Raw genomic sequence first — 25,136 nt, forward strand, 5'->3', positions numbered from 1 at the left:
GCCCGTCACAGGAACCGGGTGGTCGGGTGGTCGATGGTCCACGACCCGGGGCGGACCCCGGCCACCGCGTCACGTACCCGGTCGATGTCGTCGAGCGTGTTGTAGACGCCGAAGGAGAGCCGGACGGTGCCGAGCAGTCCCAGTCCGTCGAGGAAGACGCTGGCGCAGTGCACGCCGCAGCGGGCGGCGATCCGGTGCCGGTCGAGTTGTCCACCGACGTCGTACGGATGGATGCCCTCGACCACGAAGGAGACGATCCCGCTGGGGTCGTGCGCCGGGTCGCCGACCACCCGGACCCGGTCGAGCGCGCCGAGCGCCGCCACCGCGTGCCGGACCAGGGCGCGGTCGTGGGCGCGGATCTCACTCCAGCCGAGCCGGTCCAGGTAGGCCAGGGCCGCGGCGAGCCCGACCGCGCCGGCGACATCCGGGGTGCCGGCCTCGAAGCGGGGCGGCCCGGCGAGGTAGCGGACCGGCTCGGCGAGGGACACCCCCTTCACGGTCCCGCCGCCGACCTGGTAGGGCGGCAGCTCGGCGAGCAGGTCGCGGCGCCCGTACAGCACACCGACCCCCATCGGGCCGTAGACCTTGTGCGCGGAGAAGCAGTAGAAGTCGGCGTCCAGCGCCCGGACGTCGACCGGGCGGTGCGGCACCGCCTGCGCGCCGTCGACGACCACCGGCACGCCCCGGGCGTGGGCCGCCGCGATCATCTCGCGCACCGGGTTGACCGTGCCGAGGACGTTCGACACGTGCGCCACCGCCGCCAGGCGCACCCGGGGGCCGAGCGCCGCGGCGAAGCCGTCGGCCGGGACGCGCCCGTCCGCGCCGGCCGGCACCGTGACCAGCTCCGCGCCGACCTCCTCGCACAGGCGCCGCCACGGCAGCAGGTTGGAGTTGTGCTCCATGCCGGTGAGCAGCACCTGGTCGCCCGGACCGACCAGCCGCCGGCCCAGGGTCGCGGCGAGCAGGTTCACCGCATCGGTGGTGCCGGAGGTGAACAGGACCTCGTCGGCGTGCCGGGCGTTGATCGCCCGGCGGACCCCCTCCCGGGCCTCGTCGAACCGGTCGGTGGAGGTGCGGCTCAGCCGGTAGTAGCCACGCCCGACGTTGCTGTTGGCGGTCGTGTAGTAGTCGGTGACGGCGGCGAGCACGGCCGCCGGCTTCTGGGTGGTGGCGGCGTTGTCGAGGTAGGCCAGGCCGGTCCCCTCGGCGCCGCGGAAGAACGGGAAGTCGTCGCGCACGGTCGTCGGGAGCGGGCGGTTGTCGACGTCGCCCTGCCAGGTGGTGCCGGTCATGCTGTCTCCCCTCGATGGAACAGGGTGCGGAACTCCTCGAACAGGTGGTCGTCGAGCCGGACCACCTTCTGCTCCGGGTAGGGCCGACGGCTCGGTGGGAGGTAGCCGGGGTCGCCCGGCCGGCGCGGCCGGCCGTCCGGGCCGAGCAGGTGCGGGCCGTAGAAGAACCAGCAGATCTGCCCGATCTGCTCGGCGAAGAGCACCTGGTGCGCCTCGGGCGGATACATCCCCAGGTGGCACCAGGTGGCGCGGAACTCTCCGCCCGGCCCGAAGCTGGCCCCGAGCAGCACGTGGCCGAAGAGGTCGTGCACGGCCCGGAACACGTCGTTGTGGGTGAAGTCGACACCGTCGACGGTCACCGGGCTGGGCTCGCGCATCGGGTGCGGGTCGGTGGCGGGCCCGGGACCGTGGCCGTCGCGGGTCAGGTAGACGGCCAGGGTGCCGGTGCGCCGGACCCGCTCGCGCAGGTCGGCGGAGTCGGCGTACGGCTGCCCGTGGCCCCGCCACGGCACCACGCGGACCCCGGCGCGGACCGCCGCGTGGTAGAGCGCGAGATTCTCCGCCTTCAACAACCGGTAGCCGGCGAGCGTGACCCGGTCCGGCGGGCCGGCGGCCCGCTCGTAGGCGGCGGCGATGCGCAGGCCGAGATCCTCGCAGGCGTGGGCCGGGGGGTCGACCGGTCGGGGGTCGACCGGACCGTGGGCCGGCCGCCACCATCGCCCGGCCAGGTGGCGGTCGGCGGCGGCGGCCAGGATGAGCAGCGCATCCGACTCGCGCTCCGCCATCGCCGCCTCCGGTGGATGTTCGCAGCCGACGCCACGTCCGTGTGACGTGCGATGCCGCTCGGGCAGCCCGGGCGGCAGTCGCGCCGGCTGGCCGGCTCCATCGAGGGGGATACTACCTGTTGTTCAAGCTGAAGACGAGACCGTGATCGATGTCCGGCACCCTGCCACGATCGTCGTGGCTGCTGAACGACGGCAGGCCGGGGCGCACGGCGTCGCAGCCACGGAGAAGAGCGCTTAAGAATCGACTACCGCGTGAGCGAAGGGTCAGCGGCGCGGGGCGGCGGCGCGGGTGGCCGCGGCGCGCGGCGCGGCCACCGGGCCGGCCTCCAGGCCGAGCAGGTCGCAACAGCGCAGCACCGCCTCGGTGTCACCCTCGAGCTTGAGCCGGCCCTGGATCATCGCGAGCAGCGGAGTGAGCCGGCCGGAGCCGATCTGCACGAAGGTGGCCGCATCGGTGGTGGCGAGCATCGCCGGCCGTTCCGCCTCGCCCCGCACCGGGCGCGCCTGGCCGCCCCGAACCGCAAGGTGGAACGACTCGCCGTCCACCCGGAACTGGTAGTCCTCGTCGACGTCGGGGGCGTGGTCGGGCCGGATCATCGCCTCGACCGCGAGGAAGCCCCAGTGCGGCCGGACCGTGTCCCCGTCGGACAGCTCACCGACGAACTCCATCCCCCAGTGCGCCAGCCCGAGCACCATCGGGCGCAACCGCTGCCCGACCTCGGTCAGCTCGTAGGCCAGCCGGGACCCGGTGCCGCGCAGGTCGGTCTGCCGGACCACGCCCCTCTCGGTGAGGAAGCGGAGCCGCTCGGCCAGCAGGTTGGTGCCGACGCCCGGCAGGTCGCCGAGGAGTTCGCCGTAGCGCCGGGGACCCATCAGGAGCTCCCGGACGATCAGCAGGGTCCATCGCTCGCCCAGCACGTCGAGCGCACTGGCGAGCCCGCAGTATTGGTGATAGGCGCGCTTGCCGCCGGCCGACGAGGTTTCCACCTCACTACTGTATCGGATAGCGTGACTGTCCGGAATCGCGCCCGACACCACTGTTCGTAACAGTATCGTCACCCCGCTTTGCGCTGACCGAACAGCCCCTTCATCAGCACCGGCTTGGCGACCTCTTGAAAGTCCATCCCCGGGTCGAGTTCCCGCACCGTGCCCTCGATCACGAGCAGTGACAACAGCGGAAAGATCAGCTCTGGCGCCGCGTGCACACCGTAGCGGCGCTGGAGATCGAACATCTCGCCGGCGAACGCGATCAGGCTGAACTCCCGGGCCGGCAACCCGTGGCTGCGCTCCACCAGATCGGCCATCCGGGTCAGGAACCCCGCCACGTCGGCGTCCGGCCGGAGCCCCGTGCCGCTGCGCACCACGATCTCCGCGCAGTATCGGCCCCTCCCGATGGACATGTTCATGAAGAACTCGGCGAAGAGCCGGCGCAGCTCCTCGGTGAGCTGGACGCTGAACCCGGCGTCCAGGACCACCACCTGCCCGCGCCGGGTGAAGTAGAGGTTGCCCGGGTGCATGTCGCAGTGCACGAAACCGTCGACGAAGAGCATGTGGTAGATCGCGGTCAGCCCGGACGACGCGAACCGCCGCTGCAACGCCGGCGGACAGCGGCGGGCCGTGTCCACGTCCAGGTCGGAGATGAACTCCATCACGATGCAGCGCGGCCGGCAGGCGGCCTCGTGCACCTTCGGCACCCAGACCCGGGGCACGGTGGCCAGGTTGACGCGCAACCGGCGCAGGTTGGCCGCCTCCCGGGTGAAGTCGAGCTGGCCGAGCACCGCCCCGGACATGTGCGCCATCACCTCGGCGACCGGCACGTCGCGGAAGACCGGCAGCCGGGCGGCAAGCGCGGCGCCGGCCCGCATCAGGGCCAGGTCGAGCGTCATCAACCGCTCCACGCCCGGCCGGCGCAGCTTCACCGCCACCTGCTCGCCGGTGCGCAGCCGGGCGCGGTAGACACAGGCCACACTGCCGCTGGCCACCGGACGGCGGTCCAGCTCCGCGAAGATCTCCGGCTCCGCCACGCCGTACGCCTCGCGCAACGCGCGCCGGGTGCCGGTCGCGTCCAGCGGGGCCACCGCGTCCTGCAGCACCGCCAACTCGTCGCAGAACGCCGGCGGTAGCAGGTCACGGCGGGTGCCGAGCACCTGCCCGGCCTTGACGAAGGTCGCGCCCAGCCGGGTCAGCAGCACCGTGGTCCGGCGGTAGAGGTGCCGCCGGCCCGCCTCCCCTCGCCGGACGAGGGCCAACGCGCCGCCGGTCAACAGCGCGGGCAGCAGGAGGGCCAGGCTGAGCGCCACCACCCACACCGCACGGGCCGCCAGCATCGCCCTGCCGCGCACGGCGCTCACCTCCTCACGATGCCGGGCACCTCGATCGCCCGCAGTTGCAGGGTGCCGTGGTCGCAGTACCAGATCCGGCTGCCGTCCCAGGTCACGCCGGTCGGGTTGCCCGCCACCGAGTAGGCCGCGACGTCCCGGCGCTCGTCCAGGTCGTAGACGTTGATGGCGGCGTTGGTGTAGTCGGCGTACACCAGGAAGTTGTCCGAGACGGTCAGGCCGGCTGGGGCGTGCCGGACCGGGAAGGTGTCGATCAGTCCCATCCCGCGCGGATCGCGCAGCTCCACCAGCCGCAGGTCCTCGTAGCCGAGCCAGAGCCCGTGCCGGGTGGCCTCGATCCCGCGCAGCACGTTGCCGGGGCGCGGGTTCGGCAGCTCGGTGACCTCCTCGCCGGTGGTCGGGCTGAGGCCGCGCAGACACCGCTGCGCACCGCAGACCTGGAGCAGGTATCCGTCGAGGGTGGTCAGGTCGGTGGCGACCTCCGGGCAGGGAATCCGGTGTTCGACCTGCCCCGTGTGCGGATCCAGCGCCATGATCTGGTTGGACACCGCCTCGGAGAACCAGAGGAACTCACCGAACCAGGTGAGTCCGCAGAGCTTGAAGGCGCGTACCGGGATGTCGCGGACCGTGCCCGCCGCGAACGGCATCACGACCTCCCCGCGCGGACGATGCCGCAGTCGAGCCGCCAGTCGGTGGCCAGCCGCACCCCGGTGCCGGCGCGGGGACGGCGCAGGTCCAGCCGCAACTCGTCGCCCTCGGCCACCCGGGTGTGTCGCAGCGGCCAGATCCACACCGCCCAGTTGCACCCCGGGTACGAGGGGAAGTTGGACAGTTCCACGCCGTCTGCCATGTCCGCGGTGAAGTAGCCCATGACGGCGTGCAGGGTGCCGGGGCGGACGACCCGCAGCCGCTGGCTGGGTCGGGGCCGGGTGGAGCCGGCCCGGCCCAGGGCCGAGTCGGCGACCGGGACCGGCTCGCTGAGCAGCCGCGGCGGTCGCTGGAAGAAGTGCAGATGGGCCTGGGGCTCGACAAGTTCCTGCACCACGTCGAGACGGTGGCCCAGGAAGTCGGAGCTCCACAGCCCCCAGCCCTCGGCGTCGAACTCGATCGCCGCCAGCCGGGTGACCAGCCGCCGGGGCACCACCCGCCCGTCCGGCCGCAACACCCGTCGGGCGACCACGCCGAGCACCTCGGCCATCTCCTCCTCCGGCCCGAGGTTGCCCATCATCTCCGAGACCAGGACGTCGGCCCGGTCGGGCAGGCGCAGGGTGCGCGCGTCGCCGACGATCAGGGTGAGCCGGTCCTTCAGGTCGTTGGCCTCGATGATCCGGGCGGCCACCTCGGCCATCCGCGGGTCGGCCTCGACGGCGTAGACGTGGCCGGCGCCGTGCCGCAGGGCCAGCAGCGACAGCGCCAGCGTCCCGGCGCCGACGTCGACCACCACGTCACCCGGGTCGACCGTCTGCTCCAGGGCCTGGTCGTAGGCGTGCAACCGGGGAGCGTCGGCGAGCATCGTCTGGTGCATGAGGAGCAGGCGCTGGTCCACGGAGTCCTCCCCGGTAACAGGGCATCCCTCCCGGGGCTGAGGGGACCTGCCCCCGGGAGGGATGCCGTCCGGACGCCGGCGCTATCGGATTTTCTAGTCAACCCGGGCGTCCGAGTGCCGTCAAGGGGTCAGATGTTGACGGCCGCGTGCTCACCGACGTAGGCGTCGCGCATCACCAGGTTGACCCCGGTGAGGCGGGCCTTGGGCTCGTCGTCGGTGGTGACCAGCGCGGTGTCGCCGCCGTCGAGCTTCAGCTCGGTGCCGGTGGCCTCCATGTCGCGCAGCTTGCCGTTGATGTGCACGGCGTTCGTGGCGTACAGCGTCTGGTGCGGCGTGACCAGCTCGAACTCGGCGTCGATGTGCAGCTCGCTGGGGAACGCGACCCGGCTGAGGCTGTCCTCGTGGCCCTCGCCGAGCGTGCCGCCGGAGACCCGCGGCCAGCTCGCCCGCAGCATGACCCGGCCACCGAGCTCGGCGCAGTGCCCGACCACGGCCACCCGGGCCAGCTGGGCGAGGACACCGGGGCCCTCGTCGTGCTTGTCCGGGCCGAACAGCAGCACCTCGGCCCCGCCGGCCTTCCGGTAGTCACCGGCCAGGTCGACCCGGACCGTGCGCCCGCCGACCTCGACCTCGATCTGCCCCTCCATCGAGGTCTGCATGATCATGGACGGGTCGACAAGCATCGACATGCAGGGACCGGCGCTCGGCGCGAAGAACAGGTTGGGCGTGATGCCCACCGGCTGGTTCTCGTCGTTCGCCGGGTACCACGCCTCCGGCAGCGTGGTGCCCTTCACCACGTTCGGGGCCTGGGCGACCTCGAACGGACCGTCGCCCCGCGGCTTGCCCAGGTAGGGGCCGGTGAGGGGCTTCTTGAACGGCGGGACGTTGTCGACCACGCCGTAGATGTCGATGACGTTGCGGTGGGCCAGGCGCAGCGTGCTCGACTCGAGGATGCCGAACCGGCGGATGTAGAACTCCGCCGGGAAGTTCTTGCCCGGCACGATCTGCCGCACGTGACCGCTGTTGGGCAGGAACGGGTTGGACAGGACCTGGATGCGGTCGTCCAGCTCGTAGCTGAAGCCCTTGATGCCGACCTCGGGCGCGCTGATCAGCTCGGTGTCGAACTGCGCGTAGCCCTTGTCGTCGACCCGGTGCTCGAAGCCGGGCATCGGCCACTTGTTCAGCTGCACGAAGCCCGACAGGTTGATCGTCTCGCGTCGACCCGAGTAGTAGTCCTCGCCGAAGACCACCGTCGCGGCCGCGAGGATGTGCGGCCTGATCGGCTTGGCCTCCAGGTTCAACGACTCGTAGGTCTCCCGTACTCCACTCACCCTGATACCTCCGTAGGGCGTGACCGGTCACCGGGAGCAGCAGCCCCGGCCGGGGGTCCGAGAACCGGACCCGCACCAGGAAGCTATATGTTTTTACAGTTAGGTGTCAATCGTCGGTCACCGATATCTCACCGGCTGTCACATCGCGGCAGCCGCCCGCGCCGCAACCCGGCGCGGGCGGACGGACGACTACTCGACGGCGGACGCCAACGGTCCGGCCCAGGCCGGACCGGGCGCCCACGGAGGGCCGGCTCAGGCGAGCTGGGCGCCGGTCGTCTCCTCGGCCAACAGCTCGGTGGAGAGCCGGCGTACGAGTGCGAGACACCGGTGCCTGCTCGGCGCTCCCCGCTCCGGCTGCAGGAGCGACTTCTCCCGCAGCCGGGCCAGCACCCGGGCGACCTCGGCCGGACGCAGGTACGGCTCGGCGAGCCGCACCGCCTCGGTCAGGTCGAACACCGGGGGCAGCGCGCCGAGACGGGCGAAGAGCCAGCGCTCGGCCGGGGTGAGGGTGCGGACGCTCCGGTCCAGCAGGGCACGGAGCGAGGGCCGGCTCTCCTCCCCCGGCGGGCGGAACCAGGTAAGGGGTCCGTCGAACCGGCGGGACACCCCGGCCAGGGAGTCGTCGGCCAGGTGCGCCGCGGCGTAGCCGAGCACGAGAGGCAGCCCGTCGGCGCGACGGCAGATCTGTGCGACGAGCCCGACATTGTCGGCGCCGACCCGGAATCCGGTGTGGACGCGGGCCGCGTACCGGGCGAAGAGGTCCACCGCCGGGGCGCCGGCGTCCGTGTCGCCGTCGGGCAGCGCGAGTGGCCACAGCCGCCGGATCGCCTCGTGCGGCAGGTTGAGCGGTTCCCGGGAGGTCACCAGCACGGTCAACCGGTTCTGGTCCCGCAGCAGCGTGTCGGCCAGCAGGGCGCAGGCGTCCACCAGGTGCTCGGCGTTGTCGAGCACCACAAGCATCTGCCGGAGACCGCACCGCGACGGGTCCGACGGCGGCCCGGCGAGCAGATCGATCATCCGGGCCCGCAGGTGGGCCCGATCCGCGACACCGGTGACGTCCACCGTGACCACCCCGTCGGCGAACCGGTCCCGCAGCTCGTCCACCACCGCCCGGGCCAACGCCGACTTGCCGCAACCGGGCGGCCCGACCACGGTGACCAGCCGGTGCGCCCGCATCAGCGACGTCAGCGCGCGGACGTCCTCGTCGCGGTGGAGCAGCTCGCCGGGCCACTGCGCCACCTCGGCCGGCGCGACCGAGACGCCGGCGCACGAACCGACCTGGGCGGGTGGCGCCCAGTGCGGTTCGACAAGCCGCCGGTGCACCGCCTGCAGGGCCGGGCCCGGCTCAACGCCCAGCTCCCGGTGCAGCGCGTCGCGGACCGCGGCGAACCGGCCCAGCGCCAACGAACGCTGCCCGGTGCGCTCCAGAACGGTGAGGTAGTGGGCATGCACCTGCTCGTCGAGGGGCTCCCGCGCGGCGAGCTGGGCGGCCAGGTCGCGGACCTCGCCCGGGCGTCCGACGCGCAGCCCGAGCGCCACGTAGTCACGGGCGGCGTCGGACCAGCTCAGGCGCAGCGCCTCCACCTCGACCGACTGTCGCAGCAGGACGGTCAGCTCGCTGAGTGCCGGATCCCGCCACAGGTGCAGCGCATGCCGCAGCAGTCGCAGCGCGCGATGGGTGTGCCCCTCGGCCAACCGCTGCCGGGCCCGCTCGACCAGCTCGCGGAAGACGCACAGATCGACCGCCCGAGGCTCTACCCGCAGCGCGTACCCGGTCGGGGTGGAGACGATGACGTTGGTCCGCGCCCGGGGCGGTGTCTCCGGTTCGAGGAGCTGGCGGAGCCGCGCGATGTACGTGTGCAGCAGCTCGCGGGACCGGGCCGGCACCCGCTCGCCCCAGACCGCCTCCTGCAGCTCGCTCGCGGCGACACCGCGCCCGGGTTGGAGCGCGAGCGCCGCGAAGACCGCCTTCTGCTTGGTGGGCCCCAGGTCGACGGGCGTGACGCCGCGGCTCACCTGGAGCGGACCGAGGATCTTCATACGCACCACCGCAGCCGTCACCAGTACCCGCCATTCGCGCCGACACCCGAGCCAGTACCGATCGTAATAATGCCACTACTCAGAGGTTCGAGAGCCGGGAGACATCGTGATCGCGGAACGTGGAGCCATCACCGGACGATCAGTTACTATCGAAAGATATAGTTATCTCGTCGACTCGTAGACAGTTGGGTGGGTCCCATGTTCGAGCGGTTCACCGACCGAGCGCGACGGGTTGTCGTCCTGGCCCAGGAAGAGGCCCGGATGCTCAACCACAACTACATCGGTACGGAGCACATCCTGTTGGGCCTGATCCATGAGGGTGAGGGTGTGGCGGCGAAGGCTTTGGAGAGCCTGGGTATCTCGTTGGAGGGCGTCCGTCAGCAGGTTGAGGAGATCATCGGTCAGGGCCAGCAGGCGCCGAGTGGGCATATTCCGTTCACGCCGCGGGCGAAGAAGGTGTTGGAGCTGTCGCTGCGGGAGGCGTTGCAGCTCGGCCACAACTACATCGGCACGGAGCACATCCTGTTGGGCCTGATCCGTGAGGGCGAGGGTGTGGCCGCGCAGGTGTTGGTGAAGTTGGGCGCTGACCTGAATCGGGTGCGTCAGCAGGTGATCCAGTTGCTGTCGGGTTATCAGGGCAAGGAGCCGGCTGCTGCGGGTGCTGCGCCGGGTGAGGCGGCGCCGTCGACGAGTTTGGTGTTGGATCAGTTCGGTCGGAACCTGACTCAGGCTGCTCGGGAGGGCAAGCTCGACCCGGTGATCGGGCGGGAGAAGGAGATCGAGCGGGTCATGCAGGTGTTGTCCCGCCGGACGAAGAACAACCCGGTGTTGATCGGTGAGCCCGGCGTGGGTAAGACCGCTGTGGTGGAGGGCTTGTCCCAGAAGATCATCAAGGGTGAGGTGCCGGAGACGCTGAAGGACAAGCAGTTGTACACGCTTGACCTGGGTGCGTTGGTGGCGGGTTCGCGCTACCGGGGTGATTTCGAGGAGCGTCTGAAGAAGGTGCTCAAGGAGATCCGCACCCGGGGTGACATCATCTTGTTCATCGACGAGATCCACACGTTGGTGGGTGCGGGCGCGGCGGAGGGTGCGATCGACGCGGCGAGCATTTTGAAGCCGATGCTGGCTCGCGGTGAGTTGCAGACCATCGGCGCGACCACGCTGGATGAGTACCGTAAGCATTTGGAGAAGGACGCGGCGTTGGAGCGTCGGTTCCAGCCGATCCAGGTGGGTGAGCCGTCGCTGGCGCACACCATCGAGATTTTGAAGGGTCTGCGGGACCGCTACGAGGCGCACCACCGGGTGTCGATCACCGACGCGGCTCTGGTGGCGGCGGCCACCCTGGCGGATCGGTATATCTCGGATCGGTTCCTGCCGGACAAGGCGATCGATTTGATTGATGAGGCGGGTGCGCGGATGCGGATCCGTCGGATGACGGCGCCGCCGGACCTGCGGGACTTCGATGAGCGGATCGCGCAGGTGCGTCGGGACAAGGAGTCCGCGATCGACGCGCAGGACTTCGAGCGGGCCGCGCAGTTGCGGGACACGGAGAAGCAGTTGCTGGGTCAGAAGGCGCAGCGGGAGAAGGAGTGGAAGGCCGGGGATCTGGACGTCGTCAGTGAGGTCGACGACGAGCAGATCGCTGAGGTGCTCGGGAACTGGACCGGTATCCCGGTGTACAAGTTGACCGAGGAGGAGACGTCGCGTCTGCTGCGGATGGAGGACGAGCTGCACAAGCGCGTCATCGGGCAGGAAGACGCGGTCAAGGCGGTGTCGAAGGCGATCCGGCGCACGCGGGCGGGTTTGAAGGATCCGAAGCGGCCGTCGGGGTCGTTCATCTTCGCCGGCCCGTCCGGTGTGGGTAAGACCGAGCTGTCCAAGGCCTTGGCGGAGTTCCTGTTCGGGTCCGAGGACGCGTTGATCCAGTTGGACATGTCGGAGTTCCACGACCGGTACACGGTGTCCCGGCTCGTCGGTGCCCCTCCCGGGTATGTCGGGTATGACGAGGGTGGGCAGCTGACGGAGAAGGTGCGGCGGCGGCCGTTCTCGGTGGTGTTGTTCGACGAGATCGAGAAGGCCCACCCGGATGTGTTCAACACGCTGTTGCAGATCCTGGAGGACGGCCGGTTGACCGATGGTCAGGGTCGGATCGTGGACTTCAAGAACACGGTCATCATCCTGACCACCAACCTCGGTACCCGGGACGTCGCGAAGGCGGTGTCGCTGGGCTTCCAGGCCTCCGACGACTCCGAGTCGAACTACGACCGGATGAAGCAGAAGGTCAACGACGAGCTCAAGCAGCACTTCCGGCCGGAGTTCCTCAACCGGATCGACGACACGATCGTGTTCCACCAGCTGCGGGAGATCGAGATCCTGTCGATCGTGGACATCATGATCCAGCGGATCGAGGGTCAGCTGCGGAACAAGGACATGGGCCTGGAATTGACCGACAACGCCAAGAAATACTTGGCGAAGAAGGGCTTCGACCCGGTCCTGGGCGCCCGTCCGCTACGCCGCACCATCCAACGCGACATCGAGGACAACCTGTCCGAACGGATCCTGTTCAACGAACTGACCCCCGGCCAGATCGTCGTCGTCGACTGCGAAGGCGACCCCGACAACATCGACAAGGCCAAACTCGTCTTCCGCGGCGCGGACCGACCCGACGCCGTCCCGGACGCGGTCCCGGCCGATCTCGGCGCCGCATCCACCGGCGCGGACGACAACGCCGCGTGACGGCCGACGGTCCACGGCAGGGTCAGGGCGCGGACGCCGGGGCGAAGGCCGACCGGCCGAGGCGCTCAAGGTGGACGCGGGTCGCCCCGTCACAGAGCGCACCCGCCACACCGGCGGCGTACGCGTCGGCCGCGCTCACCCCCAACCGGGCCGCGAGCCGATACTCCCGCGACAGGTCGGTGTCGAACATGGCCGGGTCGTCGGTGCCGATGCTGCACGCCACACCGGCGGCCCGCAGCCGGGGCAACGGATGGTCGTCGAGGGCGCCCACCACCTGGGTACGCAGATTGGAGGTCGGACAGACATCCAGCACCACGCCGCGCTCCACGATCTCCGCCGACACCCGTGGGTCGTCGGCGGCCCGGATGCCGTGCCGCAACCGCACCGGGTCGTACCCGAGCGCCTCCCGGATCGACTCCACCCCCGTCGCCTCCCCGGCGTGCGGCACGAACCCGAGCCCGCCGTCGCGCGCGATCGCGACAGCGCGTGCGTACACGGCGAGACCACCCGCCGACTCCCGGCCGCCGATCCCGAAACCCACCACGCCCCGGTCGCGGTACCGGACCGCCTGTCGGGCGCACTCCTCGGCAAGCGCCGGCTCCAGTTCCCGGTCGATGTCGGGCGTGAACCGGACCAGGACGCCGTGCCGCTCGTACGCCTCCACCGCCCCGTCGGCATAGCCACCGAAGATGTCCGCCCACCGTACGCCGCGCCGCACCCGCTCCGCCGGCGAGAAGATCCCCTCCACGTAGACCGCGCCGTGCCGGGCGGCTTCGGCCGCGTAGTCCACCACCACCCGGTGGAAGTCCGCACGGGTACGCAGGCAGTTGGTGGTGGCGATCCAGACCTCGATGAAGTGCGCGAAGTCGACGAACCGGTAGTGCCGCGCCAGCTCCACCTCGGTCCGTGCCGGCAGCGGCGATCCGTTGCGCCGGGCGATCTCCAGGAGCGTCCGCGGTCGGATCGTCCCCTCCAGGTGCACGTGCAGTTCGATCTTCGGGCTCACGCGGAGCTCTCTTTCGCTCGCGACTGCGGGGCTCGCAAACCCGGCTCACTCCTCGCGCTCACGCGGAGCTCTCTTTCGCTCGCGACTGCGGGGCTCGCAAACCCGGCTCACTCCTCGCGCTCACGCGGAGACCGGCAACAAGTCGGACGGCGCGGTCCGCCGCGGGCCCGCCACCAACCGCACCGGCTCGACGGAGAGCACCGGCAGATCGGTCGGTTGCGGCGGGCGCAGCCGGATCGCCACCCGGTCCAGGCGCAGCGGCGGAGGCGGCACGGTGAACTCGGTCCAGCCGACCAGGTAGCTCTCCGGGATCTGGTCGACAAGCGTGGCCGTGGCGGCCCACCGGCTCTTGAGCAACAGCATCTGCGCGCGGTAGCGGCCGGGTGGAAGCCCGACCGGCAGCCGAACCGGACCGGCGCCCTCCGACACCGTCCAACGCGACGCTTCCGGCTCGGCGTCCGCCGAAGCGACGCTCACCAGGACCGTTCCGGCGGACGCCGCCAGTCCGCCACGGACCACCGGTTGCAGCACGGCACCGGCGTACGGGCCGAGCGGCCGGTCCCGGACCACCGGCGGGATCAGTCGGCCCAGCAGCGCACGGACCTGCCGCCGGAACTGCTCGGGCGGCACGCCCACCAGACGGGTGAACTGGGTGGTGAAGCTACCCACGCTCGTGTAGCCGACCCGGGCGCAGATCGCGCCGACGGTGAGCCGGGAGTGCAGGAGCAGTCGCCGGGCCTGGGCCATCCGGAGCGCCGCCAGGAAACGCGCCGGCGTCTCTCCGGTAACCGCCCGGAAAATTCGGTGGAAATGGAAAGGGCTGAACAGGGCGGTGCGGGCCAGCACGTTCAGCGGCAGATCACCGCCGAGATCGCCACGCATTCGTTCGATCGACCGGATCACCGCCATTCGGTGGCGATATCCACACGGTCGTTCCACGGCAGAAGACATTAGGATCCCCCAGGTTCTGCATCCGCGACGAAACCGTCCCGTAGTCTCCGACCGCGCCCTTGAATAAATCTTGATTTTCATATAGCGAAGCGCTGATCTCTCATCTGCTGCGACGAAGTCGCTGCTCAGCGCCGGTAAGCCGAGGCGTGTCTCCGAGCCCCGTCGCGCCAACCGGATGGGCCGGCGGAGTGCACGGCCAACAGAGCAAGGTGCGAGAAGACAGCGCGCGCACCGTCCGCAATCATGGTCCGGTAGTCGCCCGGGACGCCGGACAACGGGACCGCAGCGGGCCAGGTCAATTTGCACGTGTCGATTTGTAGCGGTCTACTCCGATCTGCCGGGGAGGATTCATGTCCGCTCTGTGGCTGGCGCTGCGGCGTCGCCTGCTCACCCCTTCTCCAGGAGCGACGGAACTGCGCAGACGCGGTTTCCGGGTGAAGGACGAGAGGGCCCGGCACGCCCTGGAATCAGCCGGTCGCAGTTTCGTCGCCGGCTTCGGGCACGCGGCCGGCACATCCTCGCCCCAGGCCGCCGAAGCCCGCCTGGAGTCCGTGGACGCGCCGCTGCGCGGCTTCGCCTACGAGGGCGCGGCGATGGCGTACGCGCTCATGGCCGGCCTCGGCCTGCGCGACCGTACCGCCGAGTTCCTCGCCGGGGGCGGACGACGCCACCTCTACATGGCGCACGTCGGTGCCGGCTGGGCGCTCGCCCGCCTGCCGCGCCCGCGCCGACGACGGGTGCTTCCCACCGACCCGCTGCTGCGCTGGCTCGCCCTCGACGGGTACGGGTTCCACCAGGCGTACTTCCACACCGACCGCTACGTTCGCCAGCAGCACCGCGACCCCGGCCGGAACTGGGGGCCGGAGCTGCGCGGTTACGCCGGACACGCCGTCGACCAGGGCATCGGTCGGGCCCTGTGGTTCGTCTGCGGCACCGACGTCCGGCACGTGGTGGACACCGTGCGCGGCTTCGCGCCGGGCCGGCACGCCGACCTGTTCAGCGGGGTGGGCCTGGCGGCCACCTACGCAGGTGGGGTGGACGACAAGGAACTGGTGGAGCTGGCCCGGTTGGCGGACCGGCACCGGCACCGGGCCGCGCTGGCGCAGGGATCCGCGTTCGCCGCCAAGGCGCGGCTGCGGGCCGGTCTGCCGACCGACGACACCGCCCGGGCGACCGCGGCGCTCTGCCGCGCCACGCCCGAGCAGGCCGCCACCATGACCGACGACGCCCTGCGGGACCTGCCGCCCGACGCCGACGGTCGGCCCGCGTACGCGGTCTGGCGACAGCGCATCGCCGACCAGTTCACGCTCCTGGGGAGGCACTGACCGATGACCGGCATCAGACACTGGGCCCGACGGCAGGCGGCGGGACTTGTCGCCATCGTGCTCCTCGCGGGCATGTTCGTGGTCGCGCACACGCCACAGGCGTCCGGCGCGCAGCGACGGGCGCTGGCCGAGGCGTACCGGATGACCCCTCTCTCCGTCGGGCTGCCCGGCGGCTTCCCGCAGCAGACCATTCGCAAGGTCAACCAGGACTACCGGCGGATCGCGGCCTGGATCTCCTCGGTCGGCGCCGGGGTGGCCATGAACGACCTCGACGGCGACGGGCTGGCCAACGACCTCTGCCTCACCGACCCCCGGATCGACCGGGTGGTGGTGACGCCGACACCCGGCGCCCGGACCGAGCGGTACGAACCGTTCGCCCTGGATCCCGCGCCGCTGCCGATGAACGGGCACATCGCCCCGATGGGCTGCGTGCCCGGCGACTTCGACGAGGACGGCCGGATCGACCTGCTGGTCTACTGGTGGGGCCGCTCCCCCGTGCTCTTCCTGGCCCGCGCCGACCAACCCCGGCCCGGCCCGGCGGCGTACCGGCCGGTGGAGCTGGTGCCGGCCCGGGTGGACGAGACCGGCGGCTACGCCGGCGTGCAGTGGAACACCAACACGGTGACCACCGCCGACTTCGACGGCGACGGGCACCTGGACATCTTCGTCGGCAACTACTTCCCGGACGGCCCGGTGCTCGACGACACGGTCAGCGGCGGCGTGACCATGAACCGCTCGATGTCCTGGGCGACGAACGGCGGCCTGGACCACCTGATGCGCTTCACCGGCCGCGCACCGGACGGCACGCCCCGCTTCGCCGACGTGCCGGGTGTCCTCGACCGGGCCGTCTCGGCCGGCTGGACGCTCGCCGCCAGCGCCCAGGACGTCGACGGCGACCAACTGCCCGAGCTGTACGTGGCGAACGACTTCGGGCCGGACCGGCTGCTGTACAACACCTCCACCCCGGGCAAGGTGCGGCTGTCGCTCGTGGAGGGCGAGGAGATCCGGGCGTTCGTGCCGAAGTCGAAGCGGCTCGGCCACGACTCCTTCAAGGGGATGGGGGTGGACTTCGGCGATCTCGACCAGGACGGCCTCTACGACCTCTACGTCGGCAACATCACCACCTCCTTCGGCATCCAGGAGAGCAACTTCGCCTTCGTCAACACCGCCCGGGACGTCGCGGACCTGCGCCGGCAGCTTCGCGCCGGCAGCGCGCCCTGGCACGACCGCAGCTCCGCGCTGAACCTGGCCTGGAGCGGCTGGAGCTGGGACGTCAAGATCGCCGACTTCACCAACCGGGGCGTGCCGGACATCGTGCAGACCAGCGGCTTCGTCAAGGGCACGGTGAACCGCTGGGCGCAGCTCCAGGAGCTCGCCACCGCCAACGACACGCTGCTGGAACACCCGGCGTGGTGGCCGCACGTGGAGGCGGGCGACGACATCGCCGGCGGCCAGCACCTGCGCTTCCACGTCCGCGGCGACGACGGCAGATACGTCGACCTGAGTCCCGAACTGGGGCTCGCCGTACCGGTGCCGACCCGCGGCATCGCGGTCGGTGACGCGGACGGCGACGGACGGCTGGACATGGCGGTCGCCCGGCAGTGGGACGCCCCGGTCTTCTACCACAACGACAGCCCCGACACCGGGTCACCGCTGAGCCTGCGCCTGATCCACGAGGGCACCGCGGGCCCGGCCGGACAGCCGGGCTCCCCCGTCGTCGGCGCGTCGGTCACGGTCACCACCCCGGACGGCCGCACGCTGCTGGCCCGGGTCGACGGCGGCGGCGGCCACTCGGGCCGGCGCAGCTTCGAGGCGGTCGCCGGGCTCGGGCAGGTCAGCGGGCCGGTGCGGGTCCGGATCGACTGGCGCGACCGCAGCGGGGCCGCACACCAGCAGGAGCTCCAGCTCACCCCGGGTCGGCACACGCTGACCCTCGGCGCCCAGGCCAGGGAGGCGACGTCATGACCGGCAAGACCGCCCGCGACCCACGGGTCATCGCACTGCGCAACTTCGCGATCTCCATCACCGCGCTCAACGTCCTCGGCTACACCGTGCTCGGCTTCGAGCAGGCCCCGCTCTGGCCGGTGGCCGCCGTGCTCACCGCGTACCTCACCGAGATCGGCCTGGAGGTCGTCGGCGCCCGGGCGGAGAGCCGGCCGCCCCGGTTCACCGGGCGGGGCGTCCGCGGTGTGGTGGAGTTCCTCTACCCGGCGCACATCACCGCGCTGGCGGTGAACATGCTGCTCTACGTCAACGACCGGATGCCGGTGACGCTGTTCGCGGTGATGGTGGCGATCAGCGGCAAGTGGCTGCTGCGTGCCCCGGTCAACGGCCGGCTGCGGCACTTCATGAACCCGTCGAACTTCGGCATCAGCGTGGTGCTGCTGCTGTTCCCGTGGGTTTCCATCGCCCCGCCGTACCAGTTCACCGAATATCTCAGCGGCTGGGCCGACTGGGCGCTGGTGGTCGTGATCGTGAGCCTGGGCACGCTGCTCAACGCCAAGCTCACCGGCCGCATGTGGCTGATCGGCAGCTGGCTGCTCGTCTTCGCCGCCCAGGCGGTGTTCCGCGGCCTGGTCCTCGACACCGCCGTCCCGGGCGCGCTGGCCACCATGACCGGGGTGGCGTTCGTCCTGTTCACCAACTACATGGTCACCGACCCGGGGACCACGCCGTCCCGGCCGGCCTCGCAGGTCGCCTTCGGCGCCGGCGTCGCGGTCGTCTACGGCATCCTGACCGGCGCGTCGGTGGTCTACGGGCTCTTCTTCGCCACCGCGATCGTCTGCCTGGTCCGGGGCGCGTTCCTCTGGTCGTTGCACCTGTCCCGGCGCGACCGCCGGGACCAGGCGGTGGAGGCCACCGGCCGGACCGCCCCGCTGGTGGCGGAGGTGCCCCCGCCGGCCCTGGCCGACCGGGTCCCGCAGGGGGCGGCGGCCCGCGCCTGACCACGGCGCGCCGCCGGGCGCCACACGTCGAGGAGAGCGCATGGACAACCTTGCCATCGTCGGGATGAGCTGCCGCTTCCCCGACGCCCGGTCCACCACCGAACTGTGGGAGAACGCCGTCACGGGACGGCGGGCGTTCCGCCGGATACCCGCCGGGCGGTTGCGCCAGGACGACTACTGGGACCCCGACCCGACCGTCCCGGACCGCACCTACGCACGCACCGCCGCGGTCATCGACGGGTACGCGTTCGACCGGCTGGCGTTCCGGGTCGCCGGCAGCACGTTCCGCGCCACCGACCTGACCCACTGGCTGGCCCTGGACGTGGCCGCGCAGGCCCTGGCGGACGCCGGTTTCCCGGACGGGGCGGGGCTGCCGCGCGAACGCACCGCGGTGGTGGTCGGCAACACCCTGACCGGCGAGTTCACCCGCGCCAACGTGCTGCGGCTGCGCTGGCCGTACGTGCGTCGCGTGGTCGGGTCGGCGCTGCGCGAGCAGGGATGGTCGACCGAACGGCTCGGCACCTTCCTGGACGGGCTGGAAGCGGCGTACAAGGCGCCGTTCCCGCCGGTCGACGAGGACACCCTGGCCGGGTCGCTGTCGAACACGATCGCGGGCCGGATCTGCAACCACTTCGACCTCGGCGGCGGTGGGTACACGGTGGACGGCGCCTGCTCGTCATCGCTGCTGTCGGTGGTGACGGCGTGTCGCAGCCTCGCCGAGGGTGACGTCGACGTCGCGGTGGCCGGCGGCGTCGACCTGTCGATCGACCCGTTCGAGATCGTCGGCTTCGCCAAGACCGGTGCGCTGGCCCGGCACGAGATGCGGGTGTACGACCGGCAGTCCCAGGGCTTCTGGCCGGGCGAGGGCTGCGGCATGGTGGTGCTGATGCGCCAGCGGGACGCGGTGGCGGCCGGCCGGCGGATCTACGCCACGGTCGCCGGCTGGGGTGTCTCGTCCGACGGCCGGGGCGGCATGACCCGGCCCGAGGTCGCCGGTTACCGGCTGGCCCTGGACCGGGCGTACCGGCGGGCCGGGTTCGGCGTCGACACCGTGCCCGTCTTCGAGGGGCACGGCACCGGCACCGCGGTCGGTGACGCCACCGAACTGCGCGCGTTGGGCGCCGCCCGCCGGGACGCCGATCCGGCCGGCCCGGCGGCCGCGATCAGCTCGATCAAGGCGCTCATCGGGCACACCAAGGCCGCCGCCGGGGTGGCCGGCCTGATCAAGGCCGCGCTCGCGGTGCACCACCGGGTGGTGCCGCCCACCGCCGGCTGCGTCGAGCCGCACCCGGAGTTCACCACCGGACGGCCCGCCCTGCGGATGGTCCCGGCCGCCGAGCCCTGGCCCGACGGCGCGCCGCCGCGCGCGGGCGTCACCGCGATGGGCTTCGGCGGGATCAACACCCACGTGGTGCTGGAGGGCGGGTCGACTCCGGCGCCCCGGGCCCAGGTCGAGCGGATCACCCGGTTGGGCCGGGCCGCGCAGGACGCGGAGCTGCTGCTGCTGGACGCCGACCGGCCCGACGAACTGCGCGACCGGGTACGGGAGCTGCGCCCGCTCGTCGCCCGGCTGTCGTACGGCGAGCTGACCGACCTCGCCGCCTCGCTGCGGGAACGGGTGACCGGGCGGGAATACCGGCTCGCGGTGGTGGGCGCCGGCCCGGAGGAGGTCGAGCGGCGACTCGGCCCGGTCGCGGACGCGCTCGACGCCGGACGCGACAAGCTGACCTCCGACGGGGTGTTCCTGCGCCGGGTCACCCGGCCGGGCCGGATCGGCTTCCTGTTTCCCGGGCAGGGCTCCGGGCGGAGTACCCGCGGTGGGGCGTTGCGGCGCCGGTTCGCCACCGCGGACGAGGTGTATCGGACCGCGGGCCTGCCGGCGGACGCCGACGGGGTACGCACCGAGGTGGCCCAGCCGCGCGTCGTCACCGGGTCGCTGGCGGCCCTGCGGGTGCTGGACGAGCTCGGCGTGACCGCCACCGTCGCGGTCGGGCACAGCCTCGGCGAGTTGACCGCGCTGCACTGGGCGGGCTGCACCGACGCGGCCACCCTGCTGCGGATCGCCGCGGCCCGAGGGGCGGCCATGGCCCGCTGCGCGGAGCCGGGCACGATGGCCGGCATCGCCGCCGACGCCACGGTCGTCGGTGGGCTGATCGGCGCCGAGCCGGTCGTGATCGCCGGTCACAACGGTCCCCGGCAGACGGTTGTCTCCGGCCCGCTCGACGCGGTCCGCCGCGTCTGCGCGGTGGCCGGCGTCCGCGGTCTGGAGTGGGCCGAGCTGGCCGTGTCGCACGCCTTCCACTCGCCGCTCATGCGCCCGGCGGAACGGGAGTTCGCCGCCTGGCTGGCCGACGTGCCGTTCGCCGCGCCGCACCGGGCGGTCGCCTCCACGGTGACCGGCGGCCCGCTGCCGGCCGGTGTGGACGTCCACGACCTGCTGCGCCGCCAGGTGACCGGGCCGGTCCGCTTCGCCGACGCGGTCCGGGCCGCCGCCGGCACCGGCGTCGACCTCTTCGTCGAGGTGGGACCGGGACGGGTGCTCAGCCGGATGGCGGGCGACCTGGCCGAGGTGCCGGCGATCGCGGTGGACACCGACGGCTCTTCGCTCGCCGGGCTGGTGGCCGCGGTCGGCGCGGCCTGGGCGGTGGGCGCCCCGGTGCGCCTCGACCGGCTCTTCGCCGGCCGGCTGGTACGCCCGTTCGACCCAGCCGCCGAACCCACGTTCTTCACCAACCCGTGCGAGACCGCGCCGGAGCTTGCGGTCCCGGCCGCGCCCGCCGCCCCGGCCGCCGAACCGGTCACGACCCCGGCGGGCGGTGGCGGGGAAGCGGTCGACGTGCTGCGCCGGCTCGCCGCGCGGCGGGCGGAACTGCCACTGGAGAGCGTCACCGCCGGCACCCGGCTGCTGGACGGGCTGCACCTCAGCTCCATCGCCATCGGACAACTGGTCAACGAGGCCGCGCGGGAGCTGGGACTGGCGGCCGTGACGGCGCCGACCACCTTCGCCACCGCCACCGTCGGGCAACTGGCCGACACCCTGCGCGCCCTGGCCGGCACCGAACCCGACCGGCGGCAGCCGACCGAGGTGATGGGCGTCGCGCCCTGGGTCCGGCCGTTCCGTGTCGCGCTCGTCGCCCGGCCGCTGCCGCCCCGGGTGGCCCCCCGCCGGCCGGGCGCGTGGCGGCTGCACACCGCCCCCGACCACCCGTTCGCGGCGGCCCTGCGGGACGCGCTGGAGCGCGCCGAGCTGGGCTCGGGGGTGCTGCTCTGCCTGCCCGGGGAGGTCACCGTCGCGGAGCTGCCGCTGGCCCTGGCGGCGGTGCAGGCCGCGGTCACCGGGCCGGACGGCGCGCGCCTGGTCGTCGTCCAGCGCGGCCGGGGCGTGGCCGCGCTCGCCCGGACCGCCCGGTTGGAGCGCCCCGGGCTGCTCACCACGGTGGTCGACCTGCCCGCCGACGGTGACCCGGTGACCCGGGTGGTCGCCGAGGTGGCCGGCACCGAGGGCTTCACCGAGGCGCGTTACGACACCGACGGGACCCGGCGGGTGCCGCTGCTGCGGCGACCGACCGGCGGCGCCCCGCCGGCCGGGCCACCGTTGCACGCCGAGGACGTGTTGCTGGTCAGCGGCGGCGGCCGGGGCATCACCGCCGAGTGCGCGGCGGCGCTGGCGGCCGACACCGGCGTACGGGTGGCCGTGCTGGGGCGGGCCGACCCCGACCGGGACGTGGAGCTGGCGGCGAACCTGGACCGGCTGCGCGCGGCCGGCACCGCCGTGCACTACGTCCGGGCGGACGTCACCGACCGCGCGGCGGTGCGGGCCGCGGTGTCCGAGGTGACCCGGGTCCTCGGCCCGGTGACGGCGGTGCTGCACGGGGCGGGACGCAACGAGCCGGCCGCCCTGGCCGCGCTCGACCTGCCCACGCTGCACCGCACCCTGGCCCCGAAGGTGGACGGCCTGCGGGCCGTGCTGGACGCCGTCGACCCGGCACGGCTGCGGCTGCTCGTCACGTTCGGCAGCATCATCGGCCGGGCCGGTCTGCCCGGTGAGGGGCACTACGCGCTCGCCAACGACTGGCTCGCGGAGCTGACCGCCGAGGTGGGACGGCAGCACCCCGGCTGCCGGGCGATCTGTCTGGAGTGGTCCGTGTGGTCGGGCGTCGGCATGGGCGAACGGCTGGCCGTGGTCGAGTCCCTCGCCCGGGCCGGCGTCACCCCGATCACGCCGGACCAGGGGGTACGGCTGTTGCGCGAGGTGCTGGCCGAGCCGGACCCACCGGCCGCGGTGGTGGTCGCCGGCCGGACCGGCAACCTCGACACCCTCGGGTACGACCACCGGGAGCTGCCGCTGCTGCGGTTCCTGGAACGGCCGATCGTGCACTACGACGGCGTCGAACTGGTCACCGAGGTCGACCTGTCCGCCGCCGCCGACCGCTACCTCGAAGACCACCGCCTCGACGGCTCCCTGCTCTTCCCGGCGGTGTTCGGGTTGGAGGCGATGGCGCAGGTCGCCACCGCGCTCATCGGCGCCTCCGGCGTGCCGGTGGTCCACGACGCCGAGTTCACCCGCCCGGTCGTGGTGCCGCCGGGCGGATCCACCACCGTCCGGATCGCCGCCCTGGCCTCCGCCGAGGGACGGGTCGAGGTGGCGCTGCGCAGCGCGGAGACCGGATTCGCCGCCGACCACTTCCGGGCCACGCTCTCCTTCGGTCCGGTCGACGCCAGCGCCGACGATCCGGAACCGCTCGCCGGCGACCCACCGCCGGTGTCCCTGGACCCGGCCCGCGAGCTCTACCACGACGTGCTCTTCCAACAGGGCCGCTTCCGGCGCCTGCTGCGCTACCGGCGGGTGGTGGCCCGGCACGCCGAGGCGGACGTGTCGACCACCGACGACGTGGGCTGGTTCCATCCCGCCCTGCCCACCGCGCTGGTGCTGGGCGACCCCGGGGCGCGCGACGCGTTCATGCACGGCCTCCAGGTGTGCATTCCGGACGCCACCCTGCTGCCGGTCGGCGTGGGCCGGATCGAGCCGGCCGGGCCGAAGCTCGCCGCCAGCGAGGAGGTCCGGTTCACCGCCGCCGAACGCGAGCACACCGGCGACACGTACGTCTACGACGTGACGGTGCGGACCGTCTCCGGCACCGTGGTGGAGCGCTGGCGGGGACTGCGGCTCCGGGCGGTGGGCCGGCGGAACCCGGCGGCACCGTGGACGCCGGCGCTGCTCGGGCCGTACCTGACCCGGCGGTTGCCGGAGGTGCTCGGCGTCGACCTACCGGTGGTGGTGGAGCCGCACGGCACGCGGCTGGACCTGGCCGGACGTCGCGCGGTCACCGCGACCGCGTTGAGCCGGGCGCTGGGCCGGCCGGTACGCCTCGACCACCGCCCGGACGGTCGGCCGGAGATCGCCGGTGGTCCGGTGGTGTCGGCCTCGCACCAGCCGGGGATGAGCCTGGTCGTCGCCGACGCGTACCCGGTCGCCTGTGATCTGGAGGCGGTGACGGAGCGGCCGGCGGCGGCCTGGCGCGACCTGCTCGGCCCACACCTGCCGCTGGCCGAGCTGATCGCCGCGGAGACCGGGGACCGCGCCGCCGCGTACACCCGGGTGTGGTGCGCCGTGGAGTGCCTGCAGAAGGCGGGCCAACCGCCCACCGCGCCGCTGGCTCTGGGGCCGCCGGCCCCCGCGCCCGGCTGGACGGTGCTCACCTGCGGGGAGCTGCGGGTGGCCACGCTCGTCGCGGCAGTGCGCGACCGGGTCGAGCCGGTGGTGCTGGCGGTTGCGACCGGGAGGAGGGCCTGCGGATGAGCGAGGTGTGGAGCTACCGGCACGTGATCGGGTTCGAGGAGACCAACCTGGTCGGCAACGTCTACTACGTCAACTATCTGCGGTGGCAGGGCCGCTGCCGGGAGATGTTCCTGCGCGAACGGGCCCCGGAGGTGCTCGCCGAGTTGCGGGAGGACCTGCGGTTGTTCACCCTCCGCGTCGACTGCGAGTTCTTCGCCGAGCTGACGGCCTTCGACGAGCTGACCGTCCGGATGGGACTGGCCGAGATGACCCAGACCCAGGTGGAGATGAGCTTCGACTACCTGCGCGACGCCGACGGGTCCCTGGTCGCCCGGGGACGGCAGCGCGTCGCGTGCATGCGGTCGGTGGACGGGCGGGCGGTGCCGACCCGGGTGCCGGCCGCCCTGGTCCGGGCGCTGACCCCGTACCTCGACCCGACGGCGGCGGGCCGCCATGGCTGACCGCCCACCGCTTCCGTCCCCGGCCGGGGACGCGTCGGACACCGTCTCGGTGACCGAGCCCGGCGCGCTGCGGGCACTGTTCGGGGCGTTCGCCACCGGGGTCACCGTCGTCACGGTGGCCGGCCCGGCGCCGCACGGGATGACCGCCAACTCGTTCGCGTCCGTCTCGTTGGACCCGCCGCTGGCTCTGGTCTGCGTCGGCCGGGACACCACGATGTACGCCCGGCTGTCCAGCCGGCGGTGCTTCGCGGTGAGCGTGCTCGACGCCGACCAGGAGCACCTGGCCCGATACTTCGCCGATCCGCGCCGGCCGACCGGGGCGGCCCAGTTCGCCGGCGTGAACTGGCGGGCGGGGCCGGTCACCGGCGCGCCCCTGCTGGCCGGGGCGTTGGCCTGGCTCGAGTGCCGGCTCTGGCGGGCGTACGACGGTGGCGACCACGTCATCGTCGTCGGGCGGATCCTCTCCGCCCACCGGGCCGGCGCGCCGGCGGCGCTGGTCTTCTTCGGCGGCCACTTCGGCCGGTTACCCGTGGCCGACGGCCCGCGGCCGGCCGTCGGCGTGCCGGCGGGCCGGACGACCGCGTCCGGTTGAGCACATCC

The 25,136-nt window shown here is 72.6% G+C and carries 17 protein-coding genes; 7 read left to right on the plus strand and 10 right to left on the minus strand.

Annotated features, from left to right (window positions below; genetic code table 11):
* Positions 1 to 5: 5 nt before the first annotated feature.
* The 8 genes from O7613_RS13625 to O7613_RS13660 all read right to left on the minus strand — a co-directional run bounded on the left by O7613_RS13625 (position 6) and on the right by O7613_RS13660 (position 9,354).
* Positions 6 to 1,292, minus strand: a complete 1,287-nt coding sequence (locus tag O7613_RS13625) for a cysteine desulfurase (RefSeq protein WP_282294226.1) — start codon at positions 1,290 to 1,292, stop codon at positions 6 to 8.
* On the minus strand, positions 1,289 to 2,077 hold the full coding sequence (locus O7613_RS13630; protein ID WP_282294228.1) for a crotonobetainyl-CoA--carnitine CoA-transferase: 789 nt from the start codon (positions 2,075 to 2,077) through the stop codon (positions 1,289 to 1,291). The genes O7613_RS13625 and O7613_RS13630 overlap by 4 nt, the downstream gene beginning before the upstream one ends.
* 264 nt (positions 2,078 to 2,341) lie before the next feature.
* Positions 2,342 to 3,064, minus strand: coding sequence for a winged helix-turn-helix transcriptional regulator (locus tag O7613_RS13635; protein ID WP_281588146.1), 723 nt, complete (start codon positions 3,062 to 3,064; stop codon positions 2,342 to 2,344).
* Positions 3,065 to 3,132: 68 nt separating this feature from the next.
* The gene (locus tag O7613_RS13640; RefSeq protein ID WP_282294230.1) at positions 3,133 to 4,428 is read right to left on the minus strand and encodes an AarF/UbiB family protein; all 1,296 of its coding nucleotides are present in this window, start codon (positions 4,426 to 4,428) and stop codon (positions 3,133 to 3,135) included.
* Positions 4,425 to 5,063, minus strand: coding sequence for a hypothetical protein (locus O7613_RS13645; protein ID WP_281588143.1), 639 nt, complete (start codon positions 5,061 to 5,063; stop codon positions 4,425 to 4,427). The genes O7613_RS13640 and O7613_RS13645 overlap by 4 nt, the downstream gene beginning before the upstream one ends.
* Entirely contained in the window at positions 5,063 to 5,962 is a 900-nt protein-coding gene (locus O7613_RS13650) for a class I SAM-dependent methyltransferase (RefSeq protein ID WP_281588141.1), read from the minus strand. The genes O7613_RS13645 and O7613_RS13650 overlap by 1 nt, the downstream gene beginning before the upstream one ends.
* A 128-nt stretch (positions 5,963 to 6,090) precedes the next feature.
* Positions 6,091 to 7,293 carry a DUF6004 family protein gene (locus tag O7613_RS13655; RefSeq protein ID WP_281588139.1) on the minus strand — a complete coding sequence of 401 codons (1,203 nt, stop codon included), beginning with the start codon at positions 7,291 to 7,293 and terminating at the stop codon, positions 6,091 to 6,093.
* 252 nt (positions 7,294 to 7,545) lie between these two features.
* A complete protein-coding gene (locus tag O7613_RS13660; RefSeq protein ID WP_282294233.1) occupies positions 7,546 to 9,354 on the minus strand; it encodes a BTAD domain-containing putative transcriptional regulator in 1,809 nt (602 codons plus the stop codon).
* A 177-nt stretch (positions 9,355 to 9,531) separates the two neighbouring features.
* Between O7613_RS13660 and O7613_RS13665 the strand changes: the two genes are divergently transcribed.
* Positions 9,532 to 12,069, plus strand: coding sequence for an ATP-dependent Clp protease ATP-binding subunit (locus O7613_RS13665; protein ID WP_281586306.1), 2,538 nt, complete (start codon positions 9,532 to 9,534; stop codon positions 12,067 to 12,069).
* A gap of 22 nt (positions 12,070 to 12,091) precedes the next feature.
* On the opposite strand, the gene add is transcribed toward O7613_RS13665, so the two are convergent.
* Both add and O7613_RS13675 read right to left on the minus strand, forming a co-directional pair.
* Positions 12,092 to 13,075: an adenosine deaminase gene (gene add / locus O7613_RS13670; protein WP_281588135.1), complete on the minus strand. Its 984-nt coding sequence runs from the start codon at positions 13,073 to 13,075 to the stop codon at positions 12,092 to 12,094.
* A 120-nt stretch (positions 13,076 to 13,195) separates the two neighbouring features.
* Positions 13,196 to 13,984, minus strand: coding sequence for an AraC family transcriptional regulator (locus O7613_RS13675; protein ID WP_282294234.1), 789 nt, complete (start codon positions 13,982 to 13,984; stop codon positions 13,196 to 13,198).
* A gap of 392 nt (positions 13,985 to 14,376) precedes the next feature.
* Between O7613_RS13675 and O7613_RS13680 the strand changes: the two genes are divergently transcribed.
* From O7613_RS13680 to O7613_RS13705, 6 genes are read left to right on the plus strand one after another with little or no spacing between them, the layout of a single operon-like run.
* Complete coding sequence (locus O7613_RS13680) at positions 14,377 to 15,351, plus strand: DUF1702 family protein (RefSeq protein ID WP_282294235.1); 975 nt, start codon at positions 14,377 to 14,379, stop codon at positions 15,349 to 15,351.
* Between the two features lie 3 nt (positions 15,352 to 15,354).
* Positions 15,355 to 17,316, plus strand: a complete 1,962-nt coding sequence (locus O7613_RS13685; RefSeq protein ID WP_282294236.1) for a VCBS repeat-containing protein — start codon at positions 15,355 to 15,357, stop codon at positions 17,314 to 17,316.
* The gene (locus O7613_RS13690) at positions 17,313 to 18,296 is read left to right on the plus strand and encodes an enediyne biosynthesis protein (RefSeq protein WP_281588130.1); all 984 of its coding nucleotides are present in this window, start codon (positions 17,313 to 17,315) and stop codon (positions 18,294 to 18,296) included. Before O7613_RS13685 ends, O7613_RS13690 begins: the two co-directional genes overlap by 4 nt.
* Positions 18,297 to 18,336: 40 nt before the next feature.
* Positions 18,337 to 24,096, plus strand: a complete 5,760-nt coding sequence (locus O7613_RS13695) for a type I polyketide synthase (RefSeq protein ID WP_282294238.1) — start codon at positions 18,337 to 18,339, stop codon at positions 24,094 to 24,096.
* A complete protein-coding gene (locus O7613_RS13700) occupies positions 24,093 to 24,536 on the plus strand; it encodes an acyl-CoA thioesterase (RefSeq protein WP_281588127.1) in 444 nt (147 codons plus the stop codon). Before O7613_RS13695 ends, O7613_RS13700 begins: the two co-directional genes overlap by 4 nt.
* Positions 24,529 to 25,128, plus strand: a complete 600-nt coding sequence (locus O7613_RS13705) for a flavin reductase family protein (RefSeq protein WP_281588125.1) — start codon at positions 24,529 to 24,531, stop codon at positions 25,126 to 25,128. Before O7613_RS13700 ends, O7613_RS13705 begins: the two co-directional genes overlap by 8 nt.
* The last annotated feature ends 8 nt before the right edge of the window (positions 25,129 to 25,136 follow it).

Origin of the sequence: Micromonospora sp. WMMD975, assembly GCF_029581215.1 — a bacterium.
Classification (GTDB): Bacteria; Actinomycetota; Actinomycetes; order Mycobacteriales; family Micromonosporaceae; genus Micromonospora.